The following is a 20,180-nucleotide window of genomic DNA, read 5'->3' as shown; positions in this document are numbered from 1 at the left end:
CAGCGCGATCACCAGGTTTGGGGCCGTAACCCCTCTTTGGCCGTAACCCGAGGTGGTCACCGAGCGTAGGACAGCCCGCAATCCTCCGACCTTGGAAGCGGTGACTCCTCTTGCTGTCAGTCCCCCTGCTCTCCCGTCCCAGCGCCGCGCCGCCGGGCCTGTCCCGGCCCGGGCTGCGCCGGCGGATCGGGCGCCGCCGCGGCCTGGTGGCCGCGGCCGTGGTGCTGAACCAGCTCGCGTACGGCTCGGTGTACTCGTGGAGCATCCTGTCGGCCGGACTCCAGTCGCCGCACAGCCGGTGGGCGCTCGGCCGGGACGAGGCCGGCTGGCCGTTCGCCGCCGCGCACGCGCTGGTCTTCCTCGGCACCGTGCTGGGCGGCATGCTGCTGAGCCGGCGGCCGCCGCGCGGGATCGCGATGCTGGCCGGCCTGCTGTACGCCGGCGGGTTCCTGCTGGCCGGCTGCGCGGACGGGCGCGGCGACTTCTGGCTGGTACTGCTCGGCTACGGCGGGGTCAGCGGGATCGGCCTGGGCCTGGGCTACATCATCCCGACCACCATGCTGCAGCGCTGGTTCCCCTCGCACCGGGCGCTCGCGGCCGGAGTGGCGACCGGCGGCTTCGGGCTCGGCTCGGTGCTCAGCGCGCCGCTGACCCGGCTGCTGGTGGCGCACTTCCCGGCCGACCCGGCCCGCGCGCTGCTGGTGCTCGGCGGGCTCTTCCTGGTCACCACGCTGACCGGCGCGGCGTTCTTCCGCAATCCGCCGCGGCTCTCCACGGTGCCCGCACAGGGCGCGGTGCGCGGCTACCGTCCGGCCCAGGCGCTGCGCACCTGGCAGTGGTACCTGCTGACGCTGATCCTGTTCTGCAACACCGCGGCCGGGATCAGCATGCTCTCGGTGGTGGCGCCGGCGGCGACCGGCCTGACCGGGCTGAGCGCGACCAGCGCGGCGCTGCTGACCGGCGTGCTCGGCGTCTTCAACACGGTGGGCCGCCCGCTCTGGGGCTGGCTGTCGGGCCGGACCGGGCTGATGAACGCGTTCGTCCTGATGCTCACCACCCAGGGGCTCGGCCTGATCGCGCTCTCCCGGGTCGGCTCGCCGGTGCTGTTCCTGCCGCTGGCGGCGCTGGTCTGCCTGTCGTTCGGCGGCGGCTTCGCGACCATGCCCGCGGTCGCCTCGGAGTTCTTCGGGCTGGCGCACGCCGGCGCGGTCTACGGGCTGATGCTGATCGGCTGGAGCCTGGCCGGGATCCTCGGCCCGCTGCTGGTCGCCCGGCTCGCGGCCGACTCCTCGTACGGGACGGCGTTCCTGGTGCTCGGCTCGGCCACCCTGATGGCGGCGGCGCTGCCGCGCCTGACGTCCCGTCCGAAGCCGCTGCACAACGCGGCATAGGCCCGGCATGGCAGAAGGGCACCTACGAAATTTCGTAGGTGCCCTTCGTCACTGTGGAGCTACGGGGAATTGAACCCCGGACCTCTTGCATGCCATGCAAGCGCTCTACCAACTGAGCTACAGCCCCAAGATGCATTTTTTTGCCGCCCCCGGTTTCCCGCGGCGACATGTCTTACTTTACACGGTCTGCAGGGTGCTTCACGAATCCGTTCCCGGCGCCGCCCCCCGAGGGGCGGCGCCGGGCGACAACGGACCCGTCGGCCGGCTACCCGAGGACCGCCGCCCGCCGGGTGCGGAACGCGAAGACCGCGCTCACCAGGAACCCGATCCCGACCGCCGTCATGGTGACCACCAGCGCGTGGCCGGACGCGGCGGCCTTCGCCGGGTAGTCCACCGAGCTGAGGAAGACCGTGCCGAGCAGCGCCACGCCGACCACCTGGCCGAGCTGCACCACGGTCACCATGACGCCGCTCGCGTCCGCCGCGTCCTTCGGGTCGACCCGGCTGAGCGCGCGGGCGAAGAGCGGGCTGTACGCGCAGCCGGCCGCCAGGCCCAGCAGCACCAGCAGCAGCTCGGTGCCCAGGCCCGGCTCGCCACCGCCGTGCAGCAGCAGACCGAGCGAGAGGTAGCCCGGCGCGGCCACCAGCAGGCCCAGCACCGGCAGCGGCAGGTGCAGCCGCTTCGGCAGCCGGTGCCAGTGCAGGCCCGAGACGCCGAAGCCGACCGCGATCGGGCCGAACATCAGACCCGCCTTCAGCGCGCTGTTGCCCAGGCCGGCCTGAAGGTGCAGCGCGAACGCGAACATGAAGCCGGAGAAGCTGAACATGATCAGGAACATCGCCACCGCGGCCGGCGCCAGGCCCGGCGAGCGCAGCACCCGGTGGTGGATCAGCGGCTGGCCGCCGCGCGCCGCGATGCCGCGCTCGACCAGCACGAAGGCGACGAAGGCCGCCGCCGAGCCGGCCAGCATCAGCCAGCCCCAGACCGGCCAGTGCAGCTCGTGCCCGAGCACCAGCGGGACCACCAGCAGGCCGATCGCGGCCGCCAGCACCAGCAGCCCGACCACGTCGAAGCGGCGCTCCCGGTCCACCGGCAGGTGCGGCAGCAACCGGTGGCCGGCCGCCAGCAGCAACAGGCCGATCGGCACGTTGACCAGGAAGACCGGCCGCCAGCCGGAGCCGAACAGGTCCGCGCTGACCAGCACCCCGCCGACCACCTGGCCGACCACGCTGCCACCGGCGATCACCGCGGTGTAGATGCCGAGCGCCCTGGTCCGGGCCTGGCCGGTGTAGGTGCGCTGGATCAGGCTCATCACCTGAGGCACCATCAGCGCCGCGCCCAGCCCCTGGAGCAGCCGGAAGCCGATCAGGCTGGCGGTCCCCGGCGCCAGCCCGCAGGCCAGCGAGGCGCCGGTGAAGACGGCCAGGCCGAGCTGGAAGAGCTGCCGGTGACCGAACCGGGCGCCGAGCCGGGCGCCGGTGATCAGCAGCACGGCGTACGCGATGGTGTAGCCGGCGATCACCAGTTGCAGCGCGGCGCCGGAGGCGTGCAGGTCGGTGCGGATGGTCGGCACCGCGACATTGACGATCGAGACGTCGAGGATGGCCATGAACTGGCCGGTCAGGATGAGCAGCAGGAACAGCCCGGGGCGTCCCGAGGGAGCCTGCTCGGGTATCGGGGGCCGGTCTGCGGCGAGTGGCCGTGCGATCTGAAGGTCCGTCATGAAACCAGCTTGCGCCGCCGCGGATACTGGTGGTTAGAGCCTGCTGATCCTGGTACCGGCAGTACCTGCCTCGGCGTGCCGGGCTGCGTCACCATGGGGGGATGACCGTGCTGGAGAGACCGCCCATCACCCCCGCCCGTCGCGAGCCGCAGCCGCAGCCGCAGCCCCTGGGAGCCGACTCGGCCCGGGTGCGCCGCACCGAGCTGGCGGCCTTCCTGAAGGCCTGCCGGGCCCGGGTCACCCCGCAGGACGTCGGCCTGCCGCCGGGCCTGCGGCGACGCACCCCCGGCCTGCGCCGCGAGGAGGTGGCGCAGCTCGCCAACGTCGGGGTGACTTGGTACACCTGGCTCGAACAGGGCCGGCCGATCAACGCCAGCGAGCAGGTGATGAGCTCCGTCGCCCGCGCGCTGCTGCTGGACGACTTCGAGCGCGGGCACCTGCTGCGCCTCGCGGGCCTGCCCGCCGAGGAGCTGGACGGGACGCTCTGCCCGACCGTGGACCCGGCGATGCAGGTGATCCTGGACAGCCTGGCCCCGCTGCCCGCCGCGATCTTCAACACCCGCTTCGACGTGCTCGGCTTCAACCCCGCGTACCGCCACCTCTTCCCCGGCGCGATCCGCGGCACCGCGCCGAACGGGCGGCGCAACGCGCTCTGGTGCGCGTTCACCATCCCGGACTGCTGCAACCCGTTCGTGAACCGGGCGGCCGAGCTGCCGCGGATGGTCGGGGTGCTGCGGGCCGCCTACGGCCGGCACGTCGGCGAGCCGGTGTGGGAGGAGTACATCCGGGCGCTGTCCGCGGCCAGCCCGCAGTTCCGGCAGCTCTGGGGGCGTCAGCAGGTGGCCCCGGCCGGGACGGTGCTGAAGGTGTTCCGGCACCAGGCCGTGGGCGACCTGCGGCTGAAGGTCTCGCACCTGACCATGCCGGGCGCTCCGGAGCTGTACATGGCGGTCTACACGCCGGACACCCCGCACGACCGGGAGCGGCTGGAGTGGCTCGCCGCGCAGCCGCGCACCCTGGCGCCGGCCCACACGCACGAGGACGACTGACGCCGGGATCGTCCCGGCTCGGACCCACCCCGACTCAGACCCACCCCGACTCGGACCTACTCCGGCCGGGCCCGGAAACGCCGAGAGGCCGGTACTCGTGGAGTACCGGCCTCGGCCGTTCTGTGGAGCTACGGGGAATTGAACCCCGGACCTCTTGCATGCCATGCAAGCGCTCTACCAACTGAGCTACAGCCCCGCGACACACGCGGTCCTGATGGACCTCGGGTGCGGAGTGGAGCTACGGGGAATTGAACCCCGGACCTCTTGCATGCCATGCAAGCGCTCTACCAACTGAGCTACAGCCCCGCACTCGGAGGATCTCCCGCCGCCCTTGCGGGCCGCGTTCTTTCCTGCGAACGAGGAAGACTCTAGCTGGTCAGGGCCGGAACTACGAAATCCCGGCCTCCGGGGCCCCGCCCGACCGGCTCCCGGGAGCCGGTCCGCGTCGCCGTCCTCAGGTGTCGTCGCCGATCACCGGCTCGGGCAGGGTGCCCGCGTTGTGCTCCAGCAGGCGCCAGCCACGGGCGCCGCGGCCGAGCACCGACCAGCAGCAGTTCGACAGGCCGCCGAAGCACTCCCACTGCGTGGGGTCCAGGTCGAGCAGCCGGCCGAGCATGGTGCGGATCGTCCCGCCATGGCTGACCACCACGAGCGTGCCGTCCTCGGGCAGCTTCTCGAAGGCGTCCAGCACCACCGGGACGGACCGGTCGGCGACCTCGGTGACCAGCTCCCCGCCGCCGCGCCGGACCGGCTCGCCGCGTCCGAAGGCCGCGTACTCCTCCGGGTGGCGGGCCCGGATCTCGTCGTGGGTGAGGCCCTGCCAGGTGCCCGCGTACGTCTCCCGCAGGCCCTCGTGGTGCTGCACGTCCAAGCCGGTGAGCCTGGCCAGCTCCGCAGCGGTGTCGGCGGCCCGCTGGAGGTCGGAGGAGATCAGCAGGTCCGGGTGCAGCCCCGCGAGCAGCCGGGCGGCCCGCCGGGCCTGGCCCAGGCCGGTCTCGGTGAGCGGAATGTCGGTACTGCCCTGGAACCGGGACTCCAGGTTCCAGGAGGTCTGGCCGTGCCGCCAGAAGACGATCCGCGGTCCCCCCGCGCGGCTCATCAGCTGAAGTCCTCGATGTAGCCGACGACGTTGCCGGCCTCGTCCGAAGCGGCGTCCTCGGGACGGTTGCGGGTGGCCATCGCGTCGGCCGGGACGGGCAGCTCGGGGCAGTCCTTCCAGAGCCGGTCCAGCGAGTAGAAGGAGCGCTCCTCGGAGTGCTGGACGTGCACGACGATGTCCAGGTAGTCGAGCAGGATCCAGCGGCCCTCGCGCTCGCCCTCGCGGCGCACCGGCTTGACGTCGAGCTGCTCGCGCAGCTGCTCCTCGATGGCCTCGGCGATCGCCTTCACCTGGCGGTCGTTGGCCGCCGAGGCGATCAGGAAGGCGTCGGTGATCGACAGCACGTCGCTGACGTCGAAGGCGATCACGTTGTGCGCAAGCTTGTCCGCCGCCGCCTGAGCGGCGACGGTGATCAGTTCCTGCGAGCGTTCTGTAGCGGTCACGGTGTTCTTCCGGCTTGGTGACATGGGTTTCCCATCAAGGATCTCACGCCGCCCACCGGTGCCGGACGGATCGCCGTCCGGCCGCTACTGCGCGGGCGGCTGGTAATCCTTGCCGAGCACCACCACGATGTCGGCGGTCTGCGCGTCGGTGACCTTCTTCACCACGGTGGCCGGCAGACCGAGGCTGGTGGCCAGCGAGGTCGCGGCCGCCTGCCGGGCGTCGTCGGTGTAGCGGATCTCGGTGGTCGGCTGCACGGGGGCGGTACCGCCACCGGGCACCAGGTTGAGCCCGCCGTCGACCACCTGGATGCCGGCCGCGTTCGCGCCCGCCGGGTTGCCGCTCGCGTCCACGATGCTGACCCGGGCGGTCGCGGCGACCGCCTGCGCGGTGTGCACGGTGCCGCCGAGCACGTCCTTGACCAGCGGTCCAGCGGTGGCCTGGTCGAGCGTGCCGTCCGGCTTGACCGGCAGCTCGCTGGTGCCGAAGTGGCCGTTCTTGGCCTGCTGGGCCAGCTGCGCGAGCAGGCCGGCCAGCGCCTTCTCGGGCAGCGAGGGGTCCAGCACGGCGTTCATCCGGTGCACGTCGTCGGTCGCGTCGGAGAGCGTGGTGGGCATCGTCGCGATCACCGCGGAGAGCACCTGGCCGAACCGCTTGAGCTGCGCGTCCCGGCTCTCGCCCGGCGCCTGGTACGTCGCGTAGGCCACCGCGGCGTCGCCGGTCAGGGTGCGCTGCGAGCCCTTCTCGACCAGCGTCTTGCCGTCCGGCCCGGCGATCTGCGCGTCGGTGTCCACCTTGACGCCGCCGAGCTGGGCGACCAGCAGCTTCAGGTACGGGGTGTCCAGCCGCCAGGTGCCGGCCACCGGCGCGCCGAGCAGCGCGTTCAGCGCGTCCCGGGTCGGGGCCGCGCCGAGCGAGTCCATCGCACTGCCGAGCGGGGTGGCCGGCGTGTCACCGGAGGCCGGCAGCGAGAGCGTGTCCGGCAGCAGCAGGATCGAGCCCTTGTGGCCGGACGCGTCGTTGACCAGCAGCGCCGTGCTGACCTTGCCCTGAAGGTCGCGCAGGTGCACCACGACCACGTTGCGCGGACCGGCCGCGGCGGCCGCCGACTGCGAGTTGCCCAGGCGACCGGTGAACCAGAGGTAGCCGACGCCGCCGCCGGCCACCAGCGCCAGCGCGACCGCGCCGCCGACCAGCCGGGTGCGCAGCTTGCGCCGGCGCTCGTCGCGGCGCTCGGTGCGCGACTCGGCGAACTTCAGCCAGTCGATGACGTCCTCGGTCTCCTCCGCCTCCTCGTCGACGAAGGTGAACTCGCCCGTCTGGTACGGGTCCTGGTCGGCGCGCCCGGCCCTGGCCGGGGCCTTGCGGCCGCCGACCTGCTCGGACGGCTCGTCCGGCTTGGCGGCGGCCGGCGCCGGCTCGGCCGCCGGCCGGCGCGGGCGCGGCGGGCGCACCGGGGACTCGGCGGGCGCGGGCGGCGCGGCCTGCGGGGCGGGCGGAGCGACGGGCGGCGCCTGGTAGACGGCCTGCTGCGGGACCGCCGGGGCCGGTGGGACGGGCGCCTGCTGCTGGTACGGGTCGTACGGCTGGTACGGCTGCTCCTGGTACGGGCTGTACGACTCGTACGGCTGCCCGTACTGCGGCTGCTGCTGGGGCGGCTGCGGTGCGTGTGGCGCCTGCGGATACGGCTGCTGTGCCTGCTGCGGCTGGTACACCCGGCCGTACTCGTCCTGGTACGGCTGCGCGTACTGCTGGTCCTGGTACTGCGCGGGCGCGGGGTACGGCTGCTGCTGCTCGTACTGACCGTACGGCTGCTGCTGCGGTGGCTGCTGCTGCTCGTAACCGGGCTGTGGCTGGTACGCGTGCGGATACTGCCCGGCGGACCAGTCGCCGTCCTCGGGTCCCCTGCTGCCGTCTGCAGTTCCGGTCACGCCGTGCCTCAAGGTCTTCCGTGTGGGCCGGGCACTCGCCCCGCCGTCGTACGTAGTCGGCGACCGGCTCAGCCGGCTGCCACGTAGAGCGCGCGCTTGTCGATGTAGCGCACCACCCCGTCCGGGACCAGGTACCAGACCGGCTCGCCCTTGGCGACCCGGATCCGGCAGTCCGTGGAGGAGATGGCCAGGGCCGGCACCTCGACCAGCGAGACCCCGCCGGCCGGCAGGCCCGCGTCCGACAGGGTGTGCCCCGGCCGGGTGCATCCGATGAAGTGGGCGAGTGAGAAGAGCTCCTCCGCGTCGCGCCAGGTCAGGATCTGCGAGAGGGCGTCGGCGCCGGTGATGAAGAAAAGGTCGGCGTCCGGGTGCAGTGCCCGCAGGTCGCGCAGGGTGTCCACGGTGTACGTCGCGCCACCGCGGTCGATGTCGATCCGGCTGACCGAGAACTGCGGGTTCTCGGCGGTGGCGATCACCGTCATCAGGTAGCGGTCCTCGGCCGGCGAGACGGTGCTCTCGCTCTTCTGCCAGGGCTGACCGGTCGGCACGAAGATCACTTCGTCGAGGTTGAAGGCGCTGGCCACCTCACTGGCGGCCACCAGGTGGCCGTGGTGGATCGGATCGAAGGTCCCACCCATCACGCCGAGGCGCTTGCGTCGCTGCCCGGCCACCACCGGCCTGCTCTCTCCCATGCCGCCACACCTTACGCGACCCGGATGTGGGCCCTTCCGGGGGCGGCGGCCCGCCGCCGGTCACCGGGTACGCCGAAGGGAGCGACCCGCGACCGCGAGGCGCTCCCTGACCGGCCGAGCGGGCTCAGCGGTCCCGGTTGAAGCGGGTGACGATGAAGAGCAGCAGCAGCAGGATGAACAGCGCGCTGCCACCGGTCAGCAGGGGGTTCAGGCTGGAGTGGTTGCTGCCCTCGGCAAGGGTGCTCAGGGCGGGCAGGGCGTTCGTCATGGTCGGCAGGCCTTCTCGACTCGGTGGGTGCCAGGACGCGGGTCCCGGCGACCGGGGCGGCCCGCGCGCTCATCGTACGGGTCGCTTACGCGCAACCGCGCGGCGGCTCCCCGCGTCTGACTGCAGGTGAGGAGTGGGTCGCAACTTCCCCAAGTTTACTGCGTCGGCTGTGACACCGGTCAGTTGTCGCGCCGGTCGGTTGTCGCACGGCTCAGTTGTCGCACAGCTCAGTTGTCACGGTGGGCGCGCACCATGATCCACGCCAGCAGGAAGACGCCGATGATCGAACCGCCGACGATCAGACGCAGGAAGAGGCCCGGGCCGGGACCGCTGGAGATCGGGGTGGCCAGGTTCACCAGGCTGACGGGGGACATCGGCAGGCTCCTACAGGTGTGGTGTTCGCTCGGGCAGCCAGCGTAAGCCCGGGCGCCCCGGGCAGCGCGCACCACCCCCGCCGGCGGCCGCGCCGGGCGCCCGTACGCTGAGCCCGGGGACGAGTACACGCAGGCGGGCGTTGAAGAGTTCGAACCATGCGGGGGCCGGCACAGTGCCGGGACCGGCGTCGAGCAGGAGGTACTCAGCAGAATGACCGATTCCCACCAGTGGGGCCCGTCGCTCGGAAAGTCCGGCACGCCCGGCACGCCGAGCCGTCGCCGTCGGCGCTTCCCGGACATCTCCACCCGCGCCTGGGAGCACCCCGCCGACCGCTCGGCGCTGGTCGCGCTGCGCAAGCTGAGCGGTTTCGACGACATCCTGAAGAAGCTGGCCGGTCTGGTCTCCGAGCGCAGCGTGCGGCTGATGTTCCTGGCCACCGCCGTGAAGACGTCCGAGCGGCAGTACCCCGAGCTCTTCGACATGGTCCGCGACGCGGCGTACGTCCTCGACCTGGAGCAGGTCCCGGACCTGTTCGTCACCCAGGACCCGAACGTCAACGCGATGTGCATCGGGATGGACACCCCGGTGATCGTGGTGACCACCGGCCTGGTCGAGCTGCTCGACGAGGAGGAGCTGCGCGCGGTGATCGGCCACGAGGTCGGCCACGCGATGTCCGGCCACGCGGTCTACCGCACGATGCTGCTGATCCTCACCAACCTGGCCAGCAAGGTCGGCTGGATCCCGCTGGGCAACATGGCGGTGATGGCCCTGGTCACCGCGCTCAAGGAGTGGTTCCGCAAGGCCGAGCTCTCCTGCGACCGGGCCGGCCTGCTGGCCGGGCAGGACCCGCAGGCCTCGATGCGCGGCCTGATGAAGCTGGCCGGTGGCCACAACCTCGGCGAGATGAACGTCGACGCGTTCCTGGAGCAGGCCGAGGAGTACGAGAAGGCCGGCGACCTGCGCGACAGCGTGCTGAAGCTGCTTCAGCTGCTGCCGCAGACCCACCCGTTCGCGGTGGTGCGGGTGGCCAAGCTCAAGCAGTGGTCGGAGAGCGAGGAGTACCGCTCGATCATGGCCGGCGCCTACCCGCGCCGCTCGGACGACCAGGACGCCAAGGTGTCCGACCAGTGGCGGGCGGCGGCGGACTCCTACAGCAAGTCGATCAAGGAGAGCAAGGACCCGCTCTTCGGTCTGCTGAAGGACATCGCGGACGGCGCCGGCACGGTCGGCGGCAAGCTGCGCGACACCTTCACCGGGAGCCGCAGCGGTGGCACCAACGGCGGCGGCAGCGACAGCGGCGAGGAGTAGGCCGGGAGCAGCGGCGCACTGCCGGGCATTTCCTTTCTGAAAAAACCTCAGAAAGGAAATGCCCGGCATTTCTTTGCCCCCCGGCATTGTCCCTGAGGAAAATTTCAGCACGGACCTTACCGGCACATCGGTCAACCGGCTTTACCTTTACCGAAATATAATTACGCTGGCCCAATGCGCCTACTCATGGTGGAAGACGAGGAGCGGCTGGCACAGTCGCTCAGCCAGGGCCTACGGGCCGACGGATACGCGGTCGACGTGGTCGGCGACGGCCTGCTCGGCCTGGACCGGGCCCGCACCGGCGACTACGCGGCGATCGTGCTCGACCTGATGCTGCCCGGTCTCAACGGGTACCAGGTCTGCCGGGAACTGCGCCGCGAGGAGAACGCGGTGCCGATCCTGATGCTGACCGCCAAGAACGGCGAATGCGACGAGACCGAAGCGCTCGACTGCGGCGCGGACGACTTTCTCGGCAAGCCGTTCTCGTACCTGGTGCTGACCGCCCGGCTGCGCGCCCTGCTGCGCCGTGGCGCGGCGTCCCGCCCGTCCGTCCTGACCGTCGCCGATCTGCGGATCGACCTGACGGCCCGGCGCTGCACGGTCGCCGGAAAGGCGCTGCGGCTCACCGTGAAGGAGTTCGGCGTGCTGGAGTGCCTGGCCCGGCGCCCGCAGCAGTCGGTGCCGAAGACCGAGATCCTGGACGCGGTCTGGGACGCGGCGTTCCGCGGCGACGTCAACATCGTCGAGGTCTACATAGCCGCGCTGCGCCGCAAGTTGCACGAGGCCGGCGCGCAGTGCGCGATCGAGACCGTCCGCGGCGTCGGCTACCGGGTGGTGCCCGATGCGAACTGACGACACCTCGCAGAACGAGCCGTCACAGGGCGGACCGTCACAGCAGAAGCCGCCGCGCCGCTCGCTGCGACCCGGCGTGCGGATGCGGGCCGCGCTCGCGGCGCTGGTGGCCTCGCTGCTGGCCTTCGCGGTCGCGTCGGTCTGGGTCGGCGGCGCCGTGCACGACACCCTGATGGACAAGGCGCGCAACCGGGCCTTCACCGAGCTGGAGAACATCGGCACCAAGATCCCGAACAGCCCGCAGGAGGCCTACCAGGACGCCACCTACGTGGTGATGGCCCAGGACGGGCGCTGGCTGCGATCCGACAAGCTGCTCGACGTCTACCAGAACCCGCAGTACCGCTCGGCCCTGGTGCCGTTCACCCCGGAGCAGGAGCAGAAGCTGGCCGAACAGCTGGTGGCCCACCCGGACCAGCCCGACCCGGAGTGGGCCCCGGTCACCTTCACCCCGCCGCACAACCTGGCGCCGGGTCCGGAGTCCTCGTCGCTCAAGGGCCGGTCGGTCCAGTTCTACCGCAGCACCACCGAGAAGCTGACCAGCGCGCAGATCGCGCAGTACTCCGGCGTCACCGGGCTGCCCGACCAGGAGCTGACCGAATACGTGATGATCGACCCGCAGGAGGCCGACTCGGCCGCCGCCACCGTCACCCGGATGCTCGGCGAGTACCTGGCCCCGGCCGCCGCGCTCTTCGTCGCGCTCACCGCCTGGGTGGTCACCGGCCTGGCGCTGCGCCCGGTGGAGTCGATCCGGCGGCGGATGGCCGAGATCGGCGACGGCGCGTTCCACGAGCGGGTCCCGGTGCCCAAGGCGCGCGACGCGATCGCCCGGCTGGCGACCACCACCAACGTCACGCTCGGCAGGCTGGAGCGGGCGCTGTCCGAGCAGAGCCGCCTGGTCGCGGACGCCTCGCACGAGCTGCGCAGCCCGCTGGCCGCGCTGCGCAGCTCGCTGGAGGTCCCGCTGGCCCACCCCGAGCAGGCCGACTGGCCCGCGGTGGTGGCCGGCGCGCTGACCGACACCGAGCGGCTCCAGGAGCTGGCCGACGACCTGCTGCTGCTCGCCCGCACCGAGCAGGCCGCGCAGACCGGCACCGTCGAGCTGCACGACCTGATCGCCGAGCAGCTCGCCGAGCGGCGGCACGCCGACCCACTGCCGGTCTTCCACGAGGAGCTGGCCGAGGCCACCGTGCCGGGGCGGGAGGTGCTGGTCGGACGGCTGGTGCGCAACCTGCTGGACAACGCGGCCCAGCACGCCGCCGGCGCCGTCACCGTCCGGCTGCGCACCGCCGACGGCTGGGCCGAGCTCAGCGTGGACGACGACGGCCCCGGCATCCCCGCCGAGGACCGCGAGCGGGTCTTCGACCGGTTCGTCCGGCTGGACGGCGCCCGTGACCGGGCGGCCGGCGGGGCCGGGCTGGGCCTGGCCCTGGTCCGCACGATCGCCGGCTCGATCGGCGGCGCCGTGGCCGCCGGGGACCCGCCGAGCGGAACCGGCGCGCACCTCGTGGTCCGGCTGCCGCTCGCGACCGAGCCGCAGCCCGAGCCGCAGCCCTGGCTCTTCGGCGATCAAGAGCAGAGCTAGCTCTTGGGAGCTGCCAGCACCGCGCACTGCTGCCAGGCCGGCTGCGAGCGGTCGGCCGGGTTGACGACACCCGGCTGACCGGCCGGCGGCCCGCTGACGCCGGGCGGGAGCGGCTGGAGGTACTCGGCCTGGTTGCTGCCGCAGGCGGTCGGGCCGGCCTGCTCGACGGCGTCCACCAGCCGGACCTGGGCGGCCAGGATGTCGCCGCGGTCCAGGTCGAAGCGCAGCTCGCGGCGCACGGTGTAGAGCGTGACCGGGCCGTTGGTGGACAGGCCCGCCGGGCGCAGCGCGTAGACCAGCGTGTGGTCGGTGGTGATCTCCAGCGTGGACGGGTCGAACTCGGCGACCTTGACGCTGCCGGCGACCTTCACGGTGTCACTGGCCAGCGCCACCTTCTGCGGGTCGAAGCGGACCATCCAGCCGGTCACCGCGTGGATCTGGTCGTCGCCGGGCGCGGTCAGGCTCTGGTCGAACTGGGTCTGCTCGACCGGCGAGAGCAGCCCGCGCACCGGCGCGGTGTCGCCGTCCCCGAGCACCGCCGGGGCCAGCGAGGAGGCGGCCAGGTAGCGTTGCACGGTGTCCAGCGCCTCGCTCACCTGGGCCTGGCTGAAGTGGCTGGTGGCCGTCCGGGCGGGCAGCCCGAGCCCGGCGCTGCCGTCGGCGTAGCCGGCGCTCGCGGGGAGCGAGGCGAACGGGGCCTTGGGATCCACCGGCTGGACGCCGCCGGTCGCCGGGGCCAGCGCGGTCAGCTCGGTGGTCAGCTCGGTGCCGCCGCCCTGGCCGGTCTCGCGCTGCGGCGCGGTGACGCCGAAGTACACGGCGGCGCCGAAAGCCAGCACGATCAGCAGCAGCAGAGTGAGCGCCTGGCGCGGCAGCGAGGCCAGCTGGCCCAGGCCGCTGCGGTGCCGGATGCCGTCCGGGGCACCGCCGAGCCGCTCCATCGCCGAGAGCTCGGTGATCCGGGCAGCCCGCACGAAGGATTCGTCGAAGACGACGGATCGGTACTCGTCATCGCTTCCGGAACCGCCCTCGGGCACACCCTCCGGAGGCTCACCCGGGTCACCCATGAATCAAGAGTAGAGCCGGGCAGCCGCCCGGTACGAGGCCCGTGACGCAACTTCCGCGGCCGGCGGCCGGCGCCGGGCTCACCCCGCGGGCTGCGGGACCGCGGGCGGACCGACCAGGCCCGCCGAGACCGCTTGGGGCGCCGGGGACTGCGGGGTCGCCGGGCTGCTGGTGCGGGTGTCGGGGCGCCGTCCCGGTGCGTTGCCGGAGCCCCGGTAGACCGCCGCGACGGCGACCGCGACCAGGCTCACGCCCATCACGATCACCAGCACCCAGGCCAGCGGCCGGTGCCAGCGCTGCTGTGCGACCTGGCCACGGCCGGCCGGCCCGCGGGCGGCCGTACCCGGCCAGCGGACCGCGCGGCGACGGCCGATCCGGCCCGCGCCGACCCAGGGGTCGGTGTAGATCCGGTCGTCGTCCAGCCCGAGCGGGTGCGGGCGCAGCTCCAGCGGCAGCCCGTCGTACCGGTCCGCGCCCAGGTCCTGGCGCCGGCCGGGCGCGCCCGGCTCCGGTTCCAGCCGGGCCTCGGCCGCGGCGAGCCGGCGTTCCCTGGCACTGGGCTCGTGCACGGCGGCCGAGCGGACGAAAGCCTCGTCAAGGACCACGGTGGCGAACTCGTCGTCCGCATCACCGTGGTCGGCGCCGTCGGAGTACGGCGAGCCCCCCACATCCTCAGCCACGGGGATCAGCGTATTACCGGGCGCGCGATTTGTCTGTGGCTCCCGGTACTTGGAGCCGAACGGCGCTACCCGTGTCACCCTCCGACGGTCTGCTCCCGCTCACCCCGGACGTGTCCGTCACCAGTGACGATGTACTTGGTGGAGGTCAGTTCCGGCAGGCCCATCGGGCCGCGGGCGTGCAGCTTCTGGGTCGAGATGCCGATTTCGGCGCCGAAACCGAACTCACCCCCGTCGGTGAACCGGGTGGAGGCGTTGACCGCGACCGCGGCGGCGTCCACCAACTGGGTGAACCGGCGGGCGGCCGGCTGCGAGGTGGTCACGATCGCCTCGGTGTGACCGGAGGACCAGCGCCGGATGTGCTCGACGGCGGCGTCCAGCGAGGGCACCACCGCCGCCGCCAGGTCCAGCGAGAGGTACTCGGCCGCCCAGTCCTCGTCGGTGGCCGGCACCGCGGTGGCGGGCCCGCCGGCCGCCGCCTTCAGCACCGCCTCGTCGCCGTGCACGGTCACCCCGGCGTCGGCGAGGGCGGCCAGCACGAGCGGCAGGAACTCGTCGGCGACGTCCTGGTGGACCAGCAGCGTCTCCGCCGAGTTGCAGACGCTGACCCGCTGGGCCTTGGAGTTGAGCACGATGCCGACCGCCATCGCGAGGTCGGCCTGCGCGTCCACGTAGACGTGGCAGTTGCCCGTGCCGGTCTCGATCACCGGCACGGTGGAACCCTCGACGACGGCCTTGATCAGCGAGGCGCCGCCGCGCGGGATCAGCACATCGACCAGGCCGCGGGCCCGCATCAGCTCGGTCACCGAGTCGCGGCTCTCCCCCGGCACCAGCTGGATCACGTCGGCCGGCAGCCCGGCTGCGGCGACCGCGTCGCGCAGCACCGCGACCAGCGCGGTGTTCGACCGGTAGGCGGAGGCCGAACCGCGCAGCAGCACCGCGTTACCGGACTTCAGGCAGAGCGCGGCGGCGTCCACCGTGACGTTGGGGCGGGCCTCGTAGATGATGCCGACCACGCCGAGCGGCACCCGGACCTGGCGGACGTCCAGGCCGTTCGGCAGCGTGTAGCCGCGGACCACCTCACCGACCGGGTCGGGCAGCGTGGCCACGCTGCGCACGTCGTCGGCGATCGCGGCGATCCGCTCCCCGGTCAGCGTGAGCCGGTCGATCACCGACTCGGCGGTGCCGGCCGCCCGGGCCCGCGCCACGTCCTCGGCGTTCGCGGCGGTGATCTCGCCGGCCCGCGCGGTCAGCGCGTCGGCGATCGCCAGCAGCGCGGCGTCCTTGGCCGAGCGCGGCAGCGGGGCGAGTGCGGCGGCGGCCGTACGAGCGCGGCGCGCGGTGGCGAGGACGGGGCTGTCGACGTTGCTCATGCTCAGAGGGTATCGACTGCGCGAACCGGCCCCGCGGCGGTTTCACCCGGTGAGACACATTGAGTCAGGAGTACGGATGGACGCCGCCGAGTTGCGGGGTCGGCTCGCCGAAGCCCTCGGCCATCCGCTGGTGGTACGTCGCCCGGTCCACCACCTCCAGACCGACGATCTCCCACGGCGGCAGCTGCGCGGTGGACTTGTGCTCGCCCCAGAGCCGCAGCGCGATGGCCGCCGCGTCGTGCAGGTCGCGGGCCTGCTCCCAGTAGCGGATCTCGGCGTGGTCGGCGGCGTAGCGCGCGGTCAGGAAGAACGAGTGGTCGTAGGCGAGCCGCTCCAGCGCGGCCCGCAGCGGGGCCAGCGGGGTCACCTCGCCGGCCACGCTGAGCACCACGTGCCAGAGCCGGCCCTCGGCCTCGGTCTCGGCCTCCCGTTCGGGTTCCCGCCGTGAGAACTGCTGCGGGACCTGCGGGAGCTGTTGTGGGAGCTGCTGGGCGAACTGCTGCGGGCGCAGTTGCCGCACGGTCGCCCCGGCGCCGTCGCCCGCTGCCGTTGCTCCGTCGCGCCTGCGTGCCACCGACGGCCTCCTGTTCGAACGCTGGTCCCTGCCCCGGGCCCCGGCCGGGCCTCTCGGGCAGTGCTGCCCCACCGCTGCCCCACCGTCCCCGGCGGATCGTCAGCCGCGCAGCACGACCAGGTCGTCCCGGTGGACGACCTCGCGCTCGTACGCGGCGCCGAGCTCCTGGGCCAGGTCGCGGGTGGACCGGCCGAGCAGGCGGGGCAGCTCCCTCGCATCAAAGTTGACCAGTCCACGAGCCACGATGTGGCCGTTTTCGGCAAGAAGGTCCACCGGATCACCGGCGGTGAACTCACCGTCCACCTGGGTCACACCGGCGGGCAGCAGTGATTTGCCGCCGTCGACGACCGCGCGCACCGCGCCGTCGTCCAGGTGCAGGGCCCCGCGCGGGCTGCTCGCGTGGGCCAGCCAGAGCAGCCGGTCGGAGGTGCGCGAGCCGGTGCGGGTGAAGAGCGTGCCGGTCTGCCGGCCGGCCAGCGCGTCGGCCGCGTGCCGGGCCGCGGTGAGCACCACCGGGATGCCGGCGCCGGTCGCGATCCGGGCCGCCTCGACCTTGGTCACCATGCCGCCGGTGCCGACGCCCGCCTTGCCGGCGCTGCCGATCTCGATGCCTTCGAGGTCGTGCGGGCCGTGCACCTCGTCGAGCCGGTGGGTGCCCGGCTTGCTCGGGTCGCCGTCGTAGAGGCCGTCCACGTCGGAGAGCAGGATCAGCAGGTCGGCCCGGACCAGGTGCGCGACCAGCGCGGCGAGCCGGTCGTTGTCACCGAACTTGATCTCGGCGGTGGCCACCGTGTCGTTCTCGTTGACGATCGGGACCGCGCCCATCGCGAGCAACTGGTCCAGCGTGCGGTAGGCGTTGCGGTAGTGCGCGCGCCGGCTGGCGTCCTCGGCGGTCAGCAGCACCTGGCCGACCCGCAGGCCGTAGCGGGCGAACGAGGCGGTGTAGCGGGCCACCAGCAGGCCCTGGCCGACGCTCGCGGCGGCCTGCTGGCGGGCCAGGTCCTTGGGGCGCCCCTCCAGCCCGAGCGGGGAGAGGCCGGCCGCGATGGCGCCGGAGGAGACCAGCACGATCTCCGGTGCGGCGGGCTGCGCGAGCGTCTTGGCGAGCGCGTCCACCAGGGCGTCCACCCGGTCGGCGTCCAGGCCGCCGGCCGCGGTGGTGAGCGAGGAGGAGCCGACCTTGACCACGATCCGACGCGCCGTCAGGACGTCCTGGCGCAGCGTCTGCTCCGCCTCGGGGGTCTGCTCGCTCATGATCTGCCCTTCACACGCCGTCCGGTCCCGGTTTCCCGCGCAATCTACGCGAAAACCGGGACCGGACCGTACCCGTCACCGGTCTGTGGACGGGTACTGCGTGGGTTGGGGCGTGAACTAGTAGTCCTCGTCGTCGCTTTCGTCGATCGCCGCCGGACGGCCGGAGGAGAGCGCCTCGAACGCGCGGAACTCGTCCTCGACGGCGTCCCGGTTCTTCGCCTTCTCGCGGCGGCGGTCGACGGCCGGGCGCGGGGCCTCGAAGCGGTGGTCCTCGCCACGGCGGCCGAGCATCTCGGCGCCGGCGGCCATGGTCGGCTCCCAGTCGAAGACGACCGCGTTCTCGTCCGGGCCGATGATGACCGTGTCGCCCTCCTGGGCACCGGTCTTCCACAGCTGGTCCTCGACGCCGAGGCGGGCCAGCCGGTCGGCCAGGTAGCCGACGGCCTCGTCGTTGGAGAAGTCGGTCTGGCGGACCCAGCGCTCCGGCTTGATGCCGCGCACCCGGTAGGCGCCGTCCTCCTCGGTGACCGTGAAGCCCTGGTCGTCCACGGCGGTGGGCCGCAGGATGATCCGGGTGGACTCCTCGACCGGCTTGGCGGCGCGCGCCTCGGCGACGATGCCGGCCAGCGCGTAGTTCAGCTCGCGCAGGCCGGAGCGGGAGGCGGCGGAGACCTCGAAGACGCGGTAGCCGCGCTCCTCCAGCGAGGCGCGGGTCAGGTCGGCGATGTCCTGGCCGTCCGGGACGTCCACCTTGTTGAGCGCGGCCAGGCGCGGCCGGTCGTCCAGACCGCCGTACTGGGCCAGCTCCTCCTCGATCGTCTCCAGGTCGGAGAGCGGGTCGCGGCCGGGCTCCAGCGTCGCGCAGTCCAGCACGTGCACGAGCACGCTGCAGCGCTCGACGTGGCGCAGGAACTCCAGGCCCAGGCCCTTGCCCTGGCTGGCGCCCGGGATCAGGCCCGGCACGTCGGCGATGGTGTAGACCGTGTCGCCGGCGGTGACCACGCCGAGGTTCGGGATCAGGGTGGTGAACGGGTAGTCCGCGATCTTCGGCTTGGCGGCCGAGAGCACCGAGATCAGCGAGGACTTGCCGGCGCTCGGGTAGCCCACCAGCGCCACGTCGGCGACGGACTTGAGCTCCATCACGATGTCGCGGGCCTCGCCCGGCTCGCCGAGCAGCGCGAAGCCGGGGGCCTTGCGGCGGGCCGAGGAGAGCGCCGAGTTGCCCAGGCCGCCGCGGCCGCCGGCGGCGGCGATGAACGTGGTGCCGTGGCCGACCAGGTCGGCCATCACGTTGCCCTGCTTGTCGAGCACGACGGTGCCGTCCGGCACCGGCAGCACGATGTGCTCGCCGTTGGCGCCGGTGCGGTGGCCACCCGCACCCGGCTTGCCGTTGCCGGCCTTGCGCTTGGGCGAGTGGTGGTACTCGAGCAGGGTGGTGACCTGCGTGTCCACCACCAGGGTGACGCTGCCGCCCTCACCGCCGTTGCCGCCGTCCGGGCCGCCGAGCGGCTTGAACTTCTCCCGGTGCACGGAGGCGCAGCCGTGGCCCCCGTTACCCGCGGCGACGTGCAGTTCGACGCGGTCCACGAAGGTGGTCATGACGGGTGCCTCCAGATGGCGGTGGTAATGCGGGGTACTGAGAAAAGCGTGCAGGGTGGACCGGAGATACCCGACCCACCCTGCACAGGATCCAGCGGAAGAGCCGGATCAGGCCTCGACGGCCACGATGTTGACGACCTTGCGGCCGCGACGGGTGCCGAACTCGACCGCACCCGCGGTCAGCGCGAACAGGGTGTCGTCGCCACCGCGACCGACGCCCGCACCCGGGTGGAAGTGGGTGCCGCGCTGGCGGACCAGGATCTCGCCGGCGCTGACGACCTGGCCGCCGAAACGCTTCACGCCGAGGCGCTGGGCGTTCGAGTCACGACCGTTGCGGGTAGAGCTTGCGCCCTTCTTGTGTGCCATCTCGCTATCCCCTTACTTACTTCGCGGTGTCGATGCTGGTGATGCGGATGGCGGTGTGGCGCTGGCGGTGACCCTGGCGCCGACGGTAGCCGGTCTTGTTCTTGTAACGAAGGATGACAATCTTGTCGCCCTTGGTGTGGTCGACGACCTCGGCGTGAACCTTCACACCGGCGAGGACCCACGGGTCGGAGGTGACGGCCTCGCCGTCAACGACCAGGATGGTCGAGAGCTCCACCGAGTCACCCGGCTTGACGTCAACACGGTCGATCTCCAGCACGTCGCCGACGGCGACCTTGTGCTGGCGGCCGCCGGCGCGAACGATCGCGTACATGCGGTACCTGCTTTCACTACTCGGTTCGGAACTCTCGATGCCAGCCCCTGGGTATGGACACAGGGGCCTCCCCCACCGCTTCTCGCGAAGACGAAGGGAGGTGATGTGCTCGGGAGCGTGGCGTAGACACGCCGAGGGTCAAGAATACGGACCGGGCGCCGCCAGGGCAAACTGGACAGTCTGCCTGGCGGCGGACCGGGCCGTACACGGTGGCGGGGGGGGGGGGGGGG

20 protein-coding genes and 3 tRNA genes are annotated in these 20,180 nt (G+C 72.5%); 5 read left to right on the top strand and 18 right to left on the bottom strand.

Annotated features, from left to right (window positions below; translation table 11 throughout):
• Positions 1-110: 110 nt before the first annotated feature.
• Positions 111-1,391: an OFA family MFS transporter gene (locus tag AC060L_RS12785; RefSeq protein ID WP_483798794.1), complete on the top strand. Its 1,281-nt coding sequence runs from the start codon at positions 111-113 to the stop codon at positions 1,389-1,391.
• Between the two features lie 54 nt (positions 1,392-1,445).
• On the opposite strand, the gene AC060L_RS12780 is transcribed toward AC060L_RS12785, so the two are convergent.
• A tRNA-Ala gene (locus AC060L_RS12780) sits at positions 1,446-1,518 on the bottom strand.
• A 138-nt stretch (positions 1,519-1,656) separates the two neighbouring features.
• Positions 1,657-3,114 (bottom strand): MFS transporter, encoded by a 1,458-nt coding sequence (locus tag AC060L_RS12775; RefSeq protein WP_483798793.1) that lies wholly within the window; start codon positions 3,112-3,114, stop codon positions 1,657-1,659.
• Between the two features lie 101 nt (positions 3,115-3,215).
• On the opposite strand from AC060L_RS12775, the gene AC060L_RS12770 reads away from it, so the two are divergent.
• Complete coding sequence (locus AC060L_RS12770) at positions 3,216-4,163, top strand: helix-turn-helix transcriptional regulator (protein WP_483798792.1); 948 nt, start codon at positions 3,216-3,218, stop codon at positions 4,161-4,163.
• A gap of 123 nt (positions 4,164-4,286) precedes the next feature.
• Here AC060L_RS12770 and AC060L_RS12765 read toward each other — a convergent pair.
• From AC060L_RS12765 to AC060L_RS12730, 8 genes are all read right to left on the bottom strand, one after another.
• Positions 4,287-4,359, bottom strand: a tRNA-Ala gene (locus AC060L_RS12765).
• A 37-nt stretch (positions 4,360-4,396) separates the two neighbouring features.
• Positions 4,397-4,469, bottom strand: a tRNA-Ala gene (locus AC060L_RS12760).
• A 148-nt stretch (positions 4,470-4,617) separates the two neighbouring features.
• Positions 4,618-5,262 carry a histidine phosphatase family protein gene (locus tag AC060L_RS12755; protein ID WP_483798791.1) on the bottom strand — a complete coding sequence of 215 codons (645 nt, stop codon included), beginning with the start codon at positions 5,260-5,262 and terminating at the stop codon, positions 4,618-4,620.
• Positions 5,262-5,705 (bottom strand): ribosome silencing factor, encoded by a 444-nt coding sequence (rsfS, locus tag AC060L_RS12750; RefSeq protein WP_483798790.1) that lies wholly within the window; start codon positions 5,703-5,705, stop codon positions 5,262-5,264. Before rsfS ends, AC060L_RS12755 begins: the two co-directional genes overlap by 1 nt.
• A gap of 84 nt (positions 5,706-5,789) precedes the next feature.
• Entirely contained in the window at positions 5,790-7,634 is a 1,845-nt protein-coding gene (locus AC060L_RS12745) for an LCP family protein (protein WP_483798789.1), read from the bottom strand.
• 68 nt (positions 7,635-7,702) lie between these two features.
• Positions 7,703-8,326 carry a nicotinate-nucleotide adenylyltransferase gene (gene nadD, locus AC060L_RS12740; RefSeq protein ID WP_483798788.1) on the bottom strand — a complete coding sequence of 208 codons (624 nt, stop codon included), beginning with the start codon at positions 8,324-8,326 and terminating at the stop codon, positions 7,703-7,705.
• A gap of 124 nt (positions 8,327-8,450) precedes the next feature.
• Positions 8,451-8,594, bottom strand: coding sequence for a hypothetical protein (locus AC060L_RS12735; protein ID WP_483798787.1), 144 nt, complete (start codon positions 8,592-8,594; stop codon positions 8,451-8,453).
• 227 nt (positions 8,595-8,821) lie between these two features.
• The gene (locus AC060L_RS12730) at positions 8,822-8,968 is read right to left on the bottom strand and encodes a hypothetical protein (protein WP_483798786.1); all 147 of its coding nucleotides are present in this window, start codon (positions 8,966-8,968) and stop codon (positions 8,822-8,824) included.
• A gap of 211 nt (positions 8,969-9,179) precedes the next feature.
• Between AC060L_RS12730 and AC060L_RS12725 the strand changes: the two genes are divergently transcribed.
• The 3 genes from AC060L_RS12725 (at position 9,180) to AC060L_RS12715 (ending at position 12,711) form a co-directional block, all read left to right on the top strand.
• Entirely contained in the window at positions 9,180-10,277 is a 1,098-nt protein-coding gene (locus tag AC060L_RS12725) for a M48 family metallopeptidase (protein ID WP_483798785.1), read from the top strand.
• A gap of 174 nt (positions 10,278-10,451) precedes the next feature.
• Positions 10,452-11,129, top strand: a complete 678-nt coding sequence (locus AC060L_RS12720) for a response regulator transcription factor (RefSeq protein WP_483798784.1) — start codon at positions 10,452-10,454, stop codon at positions 11,127-11,129.
• Positions 11,119-12,711: a sensor histidine kinase gene (locus AC060L_RS12715; RefSeq protein ID WP_483798783.1), complete on the top strand. Its 1,593-nt coding sequence runs from the start codon at positions 11,119-11,121 to the stop codon at positions 12,709-12,711. The genes AC060L_RS12720 and AC060L_RS12715 overlap by 11 nt, the downstream gene beginning before the upstream one ends.
• Here the strand turns inward: AC060L_RS12715 and AC060L_RS12710 are convergent.
• The 8 genes from AC060L_RS12710 to rplU all read right to left on the bottom strand — a co-directional run bounded on the left by AC060L_RS12710 (position 12,708) and on the right by rplU (position 19,950).
• Positions 12,708-13,778 (bottom strand): SCO2583 family membrane protein, encoded by a 1,071-nt coding sequence (locus tag AC060L_RS12710; RefSeq protein ID WP_483798782.1) that lies wholly within the window; start codon positions 13,776-13,778, stop codon positions 12,708-12,710. The genes AC060L_RS12715 and AC060L_RS12710 overlap by 4 nt on opposite strands.
• A 78-nt stretch (positions 13,779-13,856) precedes the next feature.
• Positions 13,857-14,456 (bottom strand): SCO2584 family spore wall biosynthesis protein, encoded by a 600-nt coding sequence (locus AC060L_RS12705; protein ID WP_483798781.1) that lies wholly within the window; start codon positions 14,454-14,456, stop codon positions 13,857-13,859.
• Positions 14,457-14,530: 74 nt separating this feature from the next.
• A complete protein-coding gene (locus AC060L_RS12700; RefSeq protein WP_483798780.1) occupies positions 14,531-15,826 on the bottom strand; it encodes a glutamate-5-semialdehyde dehydrogenase in 1,296 nt (431 codons plus the stop codon).
• A gap of 64 nt (positions 15,827-15,890) precedes the next feature.
• Entirely contained in the window at positions 15,891-16,400 is a 510-nt protein-coding gene (locus AC060L_RS12695; protein WP_483798779.1) for a hypothetical protein, read from the bottom strand.
• Positions 16,401-16,499: 99 nt separating this feature from the next.
• On the bottom strand, positions 16,500-17,654 hold the full coding sequence (proB, locus tag AC060L_RS12690) for a glutamate 5-kinase (protein ID WP_483798778.1): 1,155 nt from the start codon (positions 17,652-17,654) through the stop codon (positions 16,500-16,502).
• Positions 17,655-17,771: 117 nt separating this feature from the next.
• Entirely contained in the window at positions 17,772-19,253 is a 1,482-nt protein-coding gene (gene obgE, locus AC060L_RS12685; RefSeq protein ID WP_483798777.1) for a GTPase ObgE, read from the bottom strand.
• 108 nt (positions 19,254-19,361) lie between these two features.
• On the bottom strand, positions 19,362-19,619 hold the full coding sequence (rpmA, locus tag AC060L_RS12680) for a 50S ribosomal protein L27 (protein WP_344445696.1): 258 nt from the start codon (positions 19,617-19,619) through the stop codon (positions 19,362-19,364).
• A gap of 16 nt (positions 19,620-19,635) precedes the next feature.
• A complete protein-coding gene (gene rplU, locus AC060L_RS12675; RefSeq protein WP_327069218.1) occupies positions 19,636-19,950 on the bottom strand; it encodes a 50S ribosomal protein L21 in 315 nt (104 codons plus the stop codon).
• Positions 19,951-20,180: the final 230 nt, after the last annotated feature.

This window comes from Kitasatospora sp. NEAU-69, from assembly GCF_057158765.1.
This window is presented reverse-complemented; position numbering and strand designations above follow the sequence as displayed.